Annotated in this window: 12 protein-coding genes; 2 read left to right on the top strand and 10 right to left on the bottom strand. The window is 61.3% G+C overall.

What is annotated here, in order from left to right; translation table 11 throughout:
• Position 1: 1 nt before the first annotated feature.
• The 5 genes from JSS27_21085 to JSS27_21065 all read right to left on the bottom strand — a co-directional run bounded on the left by JSS27_21085 (position 2) and on the right by JSS27_21065 (position 4,441).
• Positions 2-943, bottom strand: coding sequence for an AAA family ATPase (locus JSS27_21085; GenBank protein ID MBS0211444.1), 942 nt, complete (start codon positions 941-943; stop codon positions 2-4).
• 231 nt (positions 944-1,174) lie between these two features.
• Entirely contained in the window at positions 1,175-1,921 is a 747-nt protein-coding gene (locus tag JSS27_21080) for a hypothetical protein (protein MBS0211443.1), read from the bottom strand.
• The gene (gene floA / locus JSS27_21075) at positions 1,918-2,991 is read right to left on the bottom strand and encodes a flotillin-like protein FloA (GenBank protein ID MBS0211442.1); all 1,074 of its coding nucleotides are present in this window, start codon (positions 2,989-2,991) and stop codon (positions 1,918-1,920) included. Before floA ends, JSS27_21080 begins: the two co-directional genes overlap by 4 nt.
• A gap of 78 nt (positions 2,992-3,069) precedes the next feature.
• A complete protein-coding gene (locus JSS27_21070; GenBank protein MBS0211441.1) occupies positions 3,070-3,636 on the bottom strand; it encodes an NfeD family protein in 567 nt (188 codons plus the stop codon).
• A gap of 232 nt (positions 3,637-3,868) precedes the next feature.
• Entirely contained in the window at positions 3,869-4,441 is a 573-nt protein-coding gene (locus JSS27_21065; protein ID MBS0211440.1) for a hypothetical protein, read from the bottom strand.
• 374 nt (positions 4,442-4,815) lie between these two features.
• Here JSS27_21065 and JSS27_21060 point away from each other — a divergent pair, with 374 nt between their 5' ends.
• A complete protein-coding gene (locus tag JSS27_21060; protein MBS0211439.1) occupies positions 4,816-6,141 on the top strand; it encodes a DUF1501 domain-containing protein in 1,326 nt (441 codons plus the stop codon).
• A 47-nt stretch (positions 6,142-6,188) separates the two neighbouring features.
• On the opposite strand, the gene JSS27_21055 is transcribed toward JSS27_21060, so the two are convergent.
• Both JSS27_21055 and trxA read right to left on the bottom strand, forming a co-directional pair.
• The gene (locus tag JSS27_21055; protein ID MBS0211438.1) at positions 6,189-6,800 is read right to left on the bottom strand and encodes a hypothetical protein; all 612 of its coding nucleotides are present in this window, start codon (positions 6,798-6,800) and stop codon (positions 6,189-6,191) included.
• A 75-nt stretch (positions 6,801-6,875) separates the two neighbouring features.
• The gene (gene trxA / locus JSS27_21050) at positions 6,876-7,286 is read right to left on the bottom strand and encodes a thioredoxin (protein ID MBS0211437.1); all 411 of its coding nucleotides are present in this window, start codon (positions 7,284-7,286) and stop codon (positions 6,876-6,878) included.
• 353 nt (positions 7,287-7,639) lie between these two features.
• Between trxA and JSS27_21045 the strand changes: the two genes are divergently transcribed.
• Positions 7,640-9,643 carry an acyltransferase gene (locus JSS27_21045; protein ID MBS0211436.1) on the top strand — a complete coding sequence of 668 codons (2,004 nt, stop codon included), beginning with the start codon at positions 7,640-7,642 and terminating at the stop codon, positions 9,641-9,643.
• Positions 9,644-9,708: 65 nt separating this feature from the next.
• Here JSS27_21045 and JSS27_21040 read toward each other — a convergent pair whose 3' ends face one another.
• The 3 genes from JSS27_21040 to JSS27_21030 all read right to left on the bottom strand — a co-directional run bounded on the left by JSS27_21040 (position 9,709) and on the right by JSS27_21030 (position 12,546).
• Positions 9,709-10,383 (bottom strand): c-type cytochrome, encoded by a 675-nt coding sequence (locus tag JSS27_21040; protein MBS0211435.1) that lies wholly within the window; start codon positions 10,381-10,383, stop codon positions 9,709-9,711.
• 2 nt (positions 10,384-10,385) lie between these two features.
• Positions 10,386-11,156 carry an AAA family ATPase gene (locus JSS27_21035; GenBank protein MBS0211434.1) on the bottom strand — a complete coding sequence of 257 codons (771 nt, stop codon included), beginning with the start codon at positions 11,154-11,156 and terminating at the stop codon, positions 10,386-10,388.
• A 121-nt stretch (positions 11,157-11,277) separates the two neighbouring features.
• Positions 11,278-12,546 carry a hypothetical protein gene (locus JSS27_21030; protein MBS0211433.1) on the bottom strand — a complete coding sequence of 423 codons (1,269 nt, stop codon included), beginning with the start codon at positions 12,544-12,546 and terminating at the stop codon, positions 11,278-11,280.
• Positions 12,547-12,818 lie beyond the last annotated feature (272 nt).

Genomic DNA, 12,818 nt, shown 5'->3' with positions numbered 1-12,818 from the left:
ATCATGCTCCCTTGCCGAAACCGCTTAGCCACGCATTGGCTCTTCGGTCTTCGGCCGGGACGAGAAAGTGCCGTTCGAACGACATGACGGAATCGAACACTTCTGGTGAATGCGTTCCAACAATAATCTGGCATTCTGGCTTCAGATAAGCGAGGGCCTTTAGAAACGTCCGGTGCCATTGAGGATCGAGGTGCAATTCCGGCTCATCGATGAGAATGATCCCTTGCTGAAATTCTTCGATAGCTAGACCACCCGCAAACATAAAAATCTCCAACTGACCTGAACTCAGCGCGTCGATGGGCAGTCGTGCGCCGCGGTCTAGTAGAAATACATCAAATCCCTCGTCGGGTCTCTCATCGACAGGTTCAACGACAAATGATTGGCCAGGAAAGAAGAGATTCCACACATGGTTCAAATCGTGAGCAACCGATTCAAATCGCGATTTGACCGGTTGGGTCGTTTTTGGGAAGAACTCGTGCGCCCTCGCGTTGATCAAGAATTGTTTGATATTCCACAAGCGGTTCTGTTCATTCAATTTGGGTCGGCGCCCGCGCTTTCCAGCGGTAATTCCCAATGACCCCACCAGCTGAGGAGCCCTCCAGGATGAGAAGTAGGCAAAAGGGATGACCGACCGACCATGACTTTGAGCCGTAGCTCTAGCCTCATAAGTCTCGCTTTGTACGCGGATCGTGATGTCAATCTGATAGTCAGCTTGCCCGAACCGAACAGCCGATTTGCCAAGCTGTCCCTTGACTAAATCACGATGGGCTCCAGCTGCAAGGCACGCCTCGAGTACGGAAGTCTTACCTGACCCATTTGGTCCAGCAATTACGCCAACTTGCGTGGGATAGCCAGATGGTTGTTCAAACTTTAGAGTCAAATCCTCGATGCCCCTAAAGTTCCTGATGGCAACTTCGCTTATCCCGGCGTGCAAGTTACTCATAGTGCGACCTTCCCTTCCAGAGCGCAGCGATTCGCGGATCTGTCCGTTTTCGAAACGTATTGTTTCGCAGAATGCCAGTCACTTCTCGCTACAATTCTCAATCGAAACCAGCTTATACGTCACTCGCGCACTTTCATCTACCGATCGCTCCGTCAAGCGACTCTAGATTCGGAGTTCTTATAGCGCCCGAGTGGCGCAAGCAAAGCGGACATGGCTTGATTATGGCCGTTATTACCAGCGCTGGGTAGGACGCTGCAGAACCTCGTTCAGCAGCACGGCCTGGCGAATGCCCGCGGGGCTTTGCAGCAAGGCCAGCATCTCGGCGGCGGGCGAGTCAGCCGGCGCCTCCTGGCCGGCCGGAGCGGCGGGTGTGGCCGATTCGACAGTCGAGTCACCCAACTGGGCCGACAACCCGCCGACGCTGTGCTGGAACGTCGACTCGATTTTCGAGCTGAACTGTTGCTCGTGCTCGGCAATGCTTCCTTGGCGCTGTTCCAGGTTGCGCTGGCTGATGTGATCCTGCAGGCCGGGGGCCAAATGCCGGCGCGCCAGCGGCTCGTCCACCACCTCGGCTGCCACAACGTCCACGCGCGGCTGTGCCGCCGGGCGCTGTGTGCGGCGGGAAGCTTGCTTGGCAGATTCGCTTTGCGCGGCGGAGCGCTTCTTGCCACGCTCCTGACGCGAGCGCTGCTGGGCTTGAGGTTGCGGCTCAGGGGGCTTGTTTCCTCCCTGCGAAGCGCGACGCAGGAACTCTTCGACCTCGTTCATCAGCTCTTGCTGGCCGGCCGGGCGCTGCGCCGGGGCATCGGGACGGGGGCCGGGCGGTTGCTGCTGTTGCTTCTTGAGCCATTTGACCAACTGGCTGATCCCGGAGAATGCCAGAATCAGAATGAAGACGATGATCTGAATCACCGCCTTCATGTCACCGTCGGCCAGCAACACGTGGTCCGGCATCAGGCCGGCCAGCAGCATGCTCATGTGGCGGGACTCCGCTGTCCATTGCGCGTATGGCTGGTGCCGGCGATGGCGGCCCGCATGTCGGTGTCGGCCTGCACGTTGCGCAGCTTGTAATAGTCCATGATCGTCAGCTTGCGATCGTTGAACGCATCGGCAATCGCCTGGGGGACCGCCGCTTCGGCTTCGACCAGCTTGGCCCGGCTTTCTTCGATGATTGCTATGTTCTCTTGCTCTTGCGAGACCGCCATCGCGCGGCGTCCTTCGGCGCTGGCCCGAGCCACGCGCGTGTCGGCTTCGGCCTGGTCGGCTTGCAGGCGCGCGCCGATGTTATCGCCGACGTCGACGTTGGCGATGTCGATCGAGACGATCTCGAACGCCGTTTGCGAGTCGAGCCGGCGGGCCAGCACGGCCTTGGAAATGCGATCAGGATTCGCCAACACGTCGGCGTGCGTCTCGGCCGAGCCAATGGCGCTGACAATCCCTTCGCCGACGCGCGCGATGATCGTCTCTTCGGTCGCGCCGCCGATGACCTGGTTCAGATTCGCGCGAACCGTCACCCGGGCGCGGACCTTCAATTGAATGCCGTTCTTGGCCACCGCATCCAGCGATTCGCGTCCCGAGGAACGCCCCGGGCAGTCGATCACCTTGGGATAGACGCTGGTCTGGACGGCTTCCAGCACGTTGCGCCCGGCCAAGTCGATGGCCGTCGCCAACTTGAAATCGAGATCAATCGTCTTGGCCTTCATGGCCGCGATCATGGCCCGAATCACCAGCGGCACGTTGCCACCGGCCAGGTAGTGTGCCTCGAGGGCCTTGCAGGTAATGCCGGTGTCTTCGCCCAGGCCGGCCTGCACGGCCATGATCTTGCTGCGGACGATGACCGTCGGATTGACCTTGCGGAAGGTCATGCCGATCAGGTCCAAGATGCCAATGTCGGCGCCGGTCGTCACCGATTGAATCCAAAACCGGAAATACCTGGCAAACACCGCCAGGAAGATCAGCAGCACGATCACCGCAATGAACAAGCCGATGATCAAGAACAGGTTCGGCGCAGAAATCGCGGCGAACAAGGCAAGCTGGGCGGACGGCATGGGCAGCCCCTGAAAAGTGTGTATTAAAGCCGCTTGGATCGTCGCCTGGGCCGAGAGGCTTGTCAAGCAACGGGCGAATTAGGCCAGCGGGTCTTGGAACGGATCGAGCCCGATCGACTCAATCGATTGGGCCAGCGGGTCTTGCGCCGCCGGTTTATCGGTCGACGGACGCACCACGACCAGCGTGCCCCGCACCTCGACCACGCGCACCGGCTGGCCTGCTTCGATGGCCAGCCCTTCGGTCACCGCGTCGACCGAGCGGCCTTCGATTTCGACCGCGCCGCTGGGCATCATCAAGCTCTGCGTCACACCCACCTTGCCGACCAGCGATCGGAGCGACCGACGCAAGTCGTTGTCGGGCAGCACCCTCTCGGCGGTCGGTGTATCCAGCAGCAGCCGACGCCCCATCCGGGTGTGGGGCCAAACATGAAACGCCAAGCTGAGAATCCCCGGTAGCGCGACCAGCGCCACCGTCGCCATCCCCAAACCGGTCCAATTGCCGTGCTTGAACCCCATCCAGACCGCGCCAATCAGCGACACGGCCGCCAGGGCGCCGATGATGCCCCCGGAGGGAATGAACAGCTCGAGGACAGCCAGCAACAGGCCAACCACCAGCAGCAGAATTGCCCAGATCAGCGGGTCCATACGAACGACCAAGCCTTGCTCGACGAGAAGATCGATCTACTCCAAGTATAGCGAAGTCGACCAACCGGTGCCTGAAGGGAGCGTCCAACGTCGCTAAACTCCCGCGAAGCCAAGGAATTTCACTCCCTTGGGAAGCAAAGCGGTGGCAAACAAAAAACCCAGGGGTGAGGCCCCTGGGCTTGTGTTATCGACGTGTTACTCGTGCTGTTTAGAAGCGACCCTGATCTTGCGATCAGAGGGGTCGCCGCGGCAGGCGACGAGGGAAGGGGGGCGATTCGCGCCCGGGTATCGGGTCTTCGGGAAACTGTTCGGCCCAGTCTTCGCGCTCTTCGTCCGAGGCGTAAAAGCGGAGCCAGACCTCAACGTCGTCCCCGACGCCGGCGCAGTCCCAGTGCAGGTAGCTTTCGGTGTTGTCGATCTTCTTTTCGCAGGCCGGCAGAATGTCGCGGAAGATCAAGCAGTACAACTGTCGATCCGATAAGTGGTCGGTGAAGTCCAACACAATCCGCTTGCTGAACAGCTTGTGGATCGTGCTCCACAACAGATCGCGCAGCGGCGCGTCGTCCAGCGTGTCGGGCGCGGGCAACGCCAACGCCGGCTCGAACCAGCGAGCAATCGGCAACACCGGCGCGCGTTCCCAGGCCAGCATGCTGGCCAGGAATTCGTTTTCGACCGGAGTCGGCACGGCGCGCGTGTCGAGCACGGTGATCGACTCGTCGCCATATCGTTCGAGCTCGTCGCGCAGTTGCGCGTTGCGCATCAACTGCTCGACTTCATCGAATTTCGTGGGCTGGGGTTCCGACATACGCCAAACCTCGTCGCTGCTGCTCGCCATGGTGCTCTCGTCGTTGCATCGGGGCTATAGATTCGACTCTATCAACGCCCCCCAGTGCTTCAAGCCGCCAGACACCAATAGGTTGCGTTTCCTCAACACCGCTAGCTGTTAAAACCCGCAGAACCGCGCAACTTTACTGGTTTAGCCCCCCTAACCCGTAATACCCGCCAAAGGGCCGAAACACCCCCGCGAAAACAGGCAAGAATCTGTCGACAGAAAGCCGATATTTGCCGACAGCTATCAATCCAAATCGCTTGATTGGTCGGGCAATTTGGCCTTATACTGCACGTCCTGCCCGGGATCTTTCCCGCCCCCCCCCGAATCACTGCCTGCGGAGGCTCGTCATGTTTGGCTTGCTGCCCCACGTTTCGCGCGATTGCCAGGGTGTTCGTCGTCGCGAGTTTCTGCGCTTGGGCGCCCTCTCGGGCCTGGGGCTGTCGCTGCCCGCCCTGTTGAAGCACAAGCAAGCGTTGGCCGCCCAGGGGCAATCGACCAAGGAATTAAACTGCATCCTGATCTGGACCCAAGGGGGGACCAGTCACCACGACACGTTCGACCCCAAGCCCAACGCGCCGGTCGCCGTCCGCGGCGAGTTCAAGGCCATCGACACCGCCGTGCCGGGCGTGCAATTCACCGAAGTCTGCTCGCGGATGGCCAAGGAGTTCAAGCGGTTCTCGATTTTGCGCAGTTGGAACCCGATGAACGGCAGCCACGGCGTGGCCGACGCTTACGTTCTGTCGGGCAAGCGATTCAACCCGGCGTTGACGTTCCCCTGCTATGGTTCGGTGGTCAGCCATCAGAAAGGCTTCCGCAACGCATTGCCCCCGTACGTGCAATTGGGCGATTCAATGGACCACCGCAACAACGGTGGTTTTGCCGGCTACCTGGGCCTGGAACACAACCCGTTCATGCTGATGGCCGATCCGGCCGCCAAGGACTTCGCGGTTCGGGACATCACGCCACCCAAGGGGATCGACGCCGGGCGCATTGCCCGCCGCCGCACGATGCTCGAAGCGATCGACCATTTGCAACGCAAGAGCGATCTACAGCCGGCCGCGTATCACGCGCTTGACGAGCACTACGAAGCGGCGCTGAACATGATCACCGCGCCGGAAACCAAGCGGGCGTTCGACCTGAACTCCGAGAAGGACACCCTGCGCGACGCCTATGGCCGCACGCGGTTCGGGCAAAGCTGCTTGCTGGCCCGCCGGTTGATCGAATCGGGAGTCCGGTTCGTGACCGTCACCGACCCGGGCTGGGACACACACCAGAACAACTTCACCTCGTTGAAGAAAACTCGAATGCCGCCGGTCGACCAGGGCCTGCCGCAATTGCTGATCGACCTGGAAGAGCGCGGCATGCTCGATTCGACAATGGTGGTCTGGCTGACCGACTTTGGCCGCACTCCGAAGATCAACTCGGCCTCGGGACGCGACCACTGGGCCTCGGCCGGGTTTGTGATGATGGCCGGCGCCGGTGTCGAGGGCGGCACGATCGTGGGCCGCACCGACGACGAAGGTGGTGCCGCGGTCGACGACCCGTACACCACCGAAGACGTGGCGGCGACGATCTACACCAAGCTGGGCATCCCGCTGGACCTGATCACGATGACGCCGGACGGCCGGCCGATCCTATTGAACGAAGGGCGACCCGTCCGCGAGTGGGTGTAGGACGCCCCGTTGGCGGAAACCGAGCGCCGAGCCTGCCACGACGAGACCTACTTCTTCTTAACCATCTCGTCGGCCTCGACGCTGGCGGCGTCGGCGGATTTTTGCACCGCGTCGCGCTTTTGAATCAGCGGCTGAAGCTTGGCCATCATGGGCTCAAGTGCCTTGTTCGCTTCGTCGAGCACTGCCGCGATCAGTTGCCGATTCAGTTCGCAAACCTCGGCGTATTGCCGATAGCTCTCCGACTTCTTCTTAAGAAAGCTAGTGAGACGAGTGTTCGTCTCACCGGTGGCCACCTCATCGGCCTTTTCGGCGGCCTGGCGGAAATCCTTGGCCGCCTCGGCATAGTCGGCAATTGCTTTTTGGCCAGCCTCGCGATGCTGCTGGCGCGCTGCTTCCAGCCCTTGGGCGTCGACCGCCGTCATCAGCTCCTGAAACAAGGGGGCCGCCGCCACGGTCTGCGCTTTGGCTTCGGCGAGCAGCTTGTCCGATTCGTCGATCGCCTGTTTGGCCTTCCCGCCGAGGCCGCCAGCGATTTCACCCAGCCCTCGATAGATCTGCATGGCGCCGGCCACGATGGCCGCGATGCCCACGACGACGATTGCCGCAGTGGCCAGGGGATTCCGCCGCTTGGGTTGTGGCGCCGCGTCAGTAGTCGACATGTCAGCTCCCCTGTTCAGCAAGTGTGGTGATGAAAACGCTTCGCGTCGGCGTGGCGATGGCCAAGCATCGTACGCTCACTTCTTGGCGGATTCCAGCGCGGCTTGCAAGGTGTCCTTCGCCTGCACACCGAGAAAACGCTCTTTCACCTCGCCCGACTTGAAGACCAGCAACAGCGGAATCGATTGGACTGCGTACTTCTTCGACAGTTCCGGACACTCGTCGACGTTCACCTTGCAGACCTTGGCCGAGCCTTTGTGCTCGGTGGCCAACTCCTCGACCACCGGCCCAATCATCCGACACGGCCCGCACCAGGGCGCCCAGAAGTCGACCAGCACTGGCTGGGACGAATCGAGCACCTCGGCCTGAAAGCTCTGGTCGGTTACTTCGATCGCGTCGTGCGACGTGGCCACGTGCTGCACGCCGCGGCTACAACCAACCAGGAACAAACCAAGCACCGGCAGCCAGGGTCGAACATTCACGATCATTTCTCCGCGAGGTATAAATAGGGCACGCCGTTAGTACGAAATCTTTGGGGCAGTATGGCGTGAACGATGGCAATTGCAACATCGCTTGCAGTTGAGCCCTTCGAAGAACCGCAATGCGGCAGCTATCAGCAAGGTCAGCCCAGCGCTGCGGAGTATATTGAGGTGGGCAAACCTCTCCAATCGCAATAATATCAGGCGTAATCCTGCCCCTGCAACTCCAACATTTCGAGCTGCGGGCATGAGCTAGACTCGTTGACTGTTGCGGTCGCTCCTCCCTCTTGCCGACCTCGCCGACGGCCAGACTGGAATGCTATGCTGATCAGTAGCGTGACCGTGTCGAGGCTGCCTCCCCCGTGAATCCGACGCAACACCGCATTCTGGCCATTGATGGTTTGCGTGCGATCGCCGTTCTGGCGGTGCTCGTCTATCACCTGTTCGCGCCGGCGCTACCCGGCGGGTTTGTCGGCGTCGATGTCTTCTTTGTGATCTCGGGCTACGTGGTCTGTGGCTCGTTGCTCAAAGCCGACGCCCGTGCGGGGTTTCTCGACTTTGCGACCGGCTTCTATGCGCGACGGTTGCTCCGCATCTATCCCGCACTGGTGGTGATGTTGCTGGTCGTGGGGGTGCTGAAGCGGATGTTCGTGCCGGTCTCATTTCTGGCGGGCACCAGTGCGCACACCGGCTTTTACGCTTTCTTCGGGCTCAGCAACATTCAGCTCATCATGAAGACCGAGGGCTACTTCGCCCCGACGGCCGAATTCAACCCCTTTACGCACACCTGGTCGTTGGCCGTTGAAGAACAGTTCTACTTTCTGTTTCCGCCCATTTTGTATGCCTACCTGCGCTCGGGGCGTGGCGCCGCGTGGCTGTTGGCCGCGTTGGGCGGCGGCTCGCTGGCCTACGCCGCGTTCGAGACAACTGCGCGGCCGGATTGGGCGTACTACTTGCTTCCCAGCCGATTCTGGGAATTGGCAATCGGCGCTATTGTGTGTCTGTGCCATCGCCGCAATCGTCTGCTGGCGCGTACGCCGTCGCAAGCCGCCGGTTTCGTCGTGGCCGGATTGCTTTGCATTGCCGCATCATTGGCGCTGACCCAGGCCGCCTGGTTCCCGTTTCCGTGGGCCATCTCGCCGGTTGTTGGCTCGGCGCTCTACATCATTGGCGTGGCCGGCCAGACCGACTGCTTACCCGCACGGCTCTTGAGCAGCCGCGCGGTCGTATATGTCGGCCGGATTTCCTATTCGCTTTATCTTTGGCATTGGCCCGTCATCGTGCTGATGCGCTGGACCTGCGGAATTGAATCGCCCTCGCAGATGTTGGTGGCCACGCTGCTGTCGTTCGCGCTGGGCAGTCTGTCTTACCACCTGATTGAAAAGACGTTCCAATTCTCATCTGCGACCATCGAACGAGCGCACTTTGGCAAACTTCCGGCACACGCGGTGGTGGTGATCGTCAGCCTGTTGGTGATCGTCGGCGCGAGCGGACTTTATTTCGGCGCCCATCGGTCGGCCAGCTTGCCCCAAAGCATTACGACGCGCGAAATATCAAAAACCGATTGGCAACTTTCGGCCCAGGACATCACGGCCAGCCAGTTGTGCCCCGGCGAGCCAGGCAAACCGTGGAACGGGCGGCGGCTGTTCGTGGTCGGCGATTCACACGCCGAGTCGTACGCGGAAGTCGTCAGTTTGTTGCGGCGCCATCAAGGGGTTGATGTCTACCTGAGCGGCCTCGGCGGCGCGCGCATCGGGTCGCTGGTGTCCTCACAGACGGCAAGCGACCGATCGCGGCAGGTCGGAATCTTGGCCGACATTCGTCGGTGGTCCCGCCCCGGGGACGTCATCTTTCTGGCCTCGTTTCGCGTGCTCCGATTCGGCACGCAATGGGCCAGCCTGCCGCTGGACGAAGTCCTGAAGCAACGGGACAGCGCCGCGGCCGAGGCGGAACGTCAGCTCGCGGTGCAAGAAGGCGTTGAATTGATCCGGCAGTTGCAACCATTAGGGTTGGTCGTCTTGATCGATGCTCCCAAGCCGACGTTTGCCGCGCCTCCGTTTCGGTGCAGTGACTGGTTCAATCAGATGAACCCGATCGGGCGGCCGGGCTTCGTAATGGATCGGGAATTTCTCTTGACACATCGTGCCCAGGCCATGCGATCGATCGCCGCCGTCCAGCAGGCGTGTCCCGCAGTCCGCGTCTGGGATCCGTTCCCCCTGCTCTGTCGCGGCCAGGAATGTTCCGCCTTTGACGGCGACAAGCCGCTCTTCTTCGACAACGACCATCTGAGTGGACACGGCAATCGCGTGCTCTATCCGGCGCTGGTGGACCTGCTCGGCGAGATTTGGAGCGTCGCCAGCGAATGATCCTGCTACCGTTCGTTATGGACATTAGTCGGACGTGAGCGGCCAAATGTTTCGACATCCGGCGTTCAATTCCCCGGCGCGACGATGGGGTCGGCCGGATCGCCACGGGCGGCGAGGTACGCCACCAGGTCGGCGATCTCGTCGCGGGTCAAATTGTTGACCAGCCCTTGCGGCATGATCGACACGAGCGACATTTTTCGCTCGACGATCTGCCGCTTGTCGAGCACCACGGCCGGCGCCAAGGCCAGCGGCTTTTCCAGGACTTCGACCCGTGCGTCGGTCTCGCGCGCGATCAGGCCAGCCACCGCCTGGCCCGATTCGGTTTCAAACATCCACAGATCGAACTTGGCGTCGGCAATCCGCCGCGACGGGTCAAGAATGTCGCGCAGGATATCGAGCGGTTGGAATCGCAGGTCGAGCTTCGAGAGGTCGGGGCCAAACTCGTTGCCGACGTTGTCCTGTCGGTGGCACAGCGTGCAATTGGCCCGGGCGAACAATCGCTTGCCGTTCTCGTACGACCGCCCGCGCAGCGTCTGCATTGTCTCGGCCAGGTCCGTCAGCTTCCACCCACCCGACGGCGCGACGTCGCCACTCGATGGTTCGACACCCATCGCGACCGAGGCGCCCAGGGCCAGCACGAGAATGAATGAAATCGCTCGCATCTGCCAATGACTCGAAGTCAGCGACAAGTTGTTCGAGGGGCAATCAGCAGTGGCGATTGCCAATTGCACTGGCGCCATGCTCATTCTTCCTCTGGCAAATCGTGCTCGTCGTCCGCTAAAAGAATCTCCAACGATCGCTCGGGGTGTTCGAGGAATCCTCGGGTCACGCGATACTGCTCGCTCTCCTGATATTTAATCTCGCGAATGCCTACTGGCGAGAACTCGTAGATCGTCGCGTGGGGAAAGGCCATGATGATCGGCGAGTGGGTGGCAATCACAAACTGGCACCCGCGCCGGCAATAGGAGTTCAACAAGCTCAGAAACTGCAATTGCCGTGATACCGACAGCGCCGCCTCGGGCTCGTCCATCAGGTATAGCCCATGCTTGCCAAAGCGAACTTCGAACAGTGTGAAGAACGACTCGCCATGCGATTGCTCGTGAAGCGACTGGCCGCCGTAGGGTATCAACATGCCGATCCGCTCGATTTCGGTCGCCACGTTGTAGAAGCTTTCGGCCCGCAGGAAATAGGTATCGCCGGGTGAACCGGCCGTGGTCCGGGCGATGCGAAGCGACTCGCACAATGCCGAATGCGACGCGTGCGTCGAAAACTGCAGATTGCGGCTTCCGCCCTCGGCATTCATACCCGACGCCACGGCAAACGCTTCGAGCAGCGTCGACTTGCCCGTCCCGTTCTCGCCGACCAAGAATGTTACCTGCGGGTGGAGGACAAGCTTTTCGAGGTGGCGAACCGCTGGAATGCAGAACGGATATTCGTCGAACGATGCGATGCGTTCGCGTAACAATTCAATCCATTGCACGTAAGGACCAGGCTTGCTGCGCCAACGTGCCATCATTCGCCAGGGACCATTAGAGAACTGCGGCGCCGCGAACCTTTGTGCGGCAAATGAGTATCGCGCAATCCTAACCGGTGAACAAGCCAGCGCTGGCGATTCTGGTCGGCTACGTTCCGATTTACCGAATCACCGGGCCGTGCCCGGCTCGGGCGGGCGTGCTCGCTGTGCGAGTCGGGCGCTTCGCGGCTGTTTCGGCGGCGTCGATGTCGGCTGCGGGGGGCTGAATCCCCTCGGGCAGCAGCGTGAGCTGCAGGCCGCTCTGGCTGTCGGTGAATTGTGCCGATTTGACGACGCGTCCTTCGTCGTCCCACCAGAGCCACTTGCCAATCTGGCTGCCAGTTTGCAGTGAGCCATTCGCCTCTTTCGAGCCGTTGGCGTGCCACCAGGTCCACACGCCGACCGGCTGGCCTTGCACGTACTCGCCGCGGCACGCTTGCTGGCCGTTGGCATGGACCCACTCGAACTTGCCGACCGGGCGGTCGTGCTCGAACTGCCCGCTGGCGGCAAGCTGGCCACTCGCGTGCCAGAGCTTCCAGCCGCCGTGCCGCACGCCCACGACCTTGATCGTGACCGGGGCCGACTGACGTTGCAGGTCGGCGGCCAGTTCGCGGCTCGAGCCGGCCCACCAGTCATCGACCGTGCCGGCGAACTCGGGGGGCTGCAACGTGTCGACTTCGAGTTTCTTCTGCCCCTTCTTGTACCACTCGACTTGCACCACCACCCGCGCGCCGTCGGTGTATTGATACTGCTTGGCCACCGAGCCGTCGCCCGCGTACTCAACGAACTGCCCGTCGCGGACCCCTTGTTTGTAGGCGACTTCGCGCCAGACGTTGCCGTTGGGGAAGTACCAGGTGCATTTTCCGTCGCGCCGGTCACCGGAGTAGTGCAACTCGACCACCTTGCGATCTTCCAAATCGGTAATCAGCCACACGCCGTCCAACAGGCCGTCCTGGAACTGGGCCGTCGACAGGAACGGTCCTTTGAAACCGGCGGCATTGGGCGCGAAGGGGAGGTCGAGTTCGCGCAACGCCACGTGCGAGCGCTGCCAGTTGCCGTGGCGCTTGCCCAGGCGGTATTCGCCGCGAGCGGTTTCCTCGCCCCGGTCATTGAACATCGTCCAGACGCCGTGGTTGACGAAGTTGTCGTTGGCGTCCTGGGTGACTTCCCGCTCGACCCGAATCTTGCCGTTGGGATGACGCTCTTGGACAAATTCGGTCGAGCGCGCGGGGCCGCCACTCGACGCCTCGGGCTGAGCGGCTGGTTCCGCGCTCGACACCGTCACACCAGCGGCCAGCGGCAACAGCGATGGCTCGGCGGCGAAAGCGCCTGGGCTAAAAGTGGCCGGGAGCGCAAACAAGGCGAGCGCAAAGCGAAACCGTCGTGACATGGAAGGTCGTCTCGTGGCAAGTCCGTTGGCCGAGCGATGCGAAACTGTAGCGATGGCGCCGATCGTATGCTTCGCACTGGACCGCTTCCCGCGGCCGGCTACCCTGCGAAGCATCGTTTGATTGCAGCAAGCACCAACGTGATTACAGCATCGACCCACCCTTTACGGGAGCTAGAGGCAATTCACCCCCAACAATGCGTGTTCCCGCACGTTGACAGAGGGGGCTCAACGCATCGCAGGAATTAACCGTCACTTCGGTCGATCCGGCGCAA

The organism is Planctomycetota bacterium (assembly GCA_018242585.1).
Lineage (GTDB): Bacteria > Planctomycetota > Planctomycetia > Pirellulales > PNKZ01 > JAFEBQ01.
This window is presented reverse-complemented; position numbering and strand designations above follow the sequence as displayed.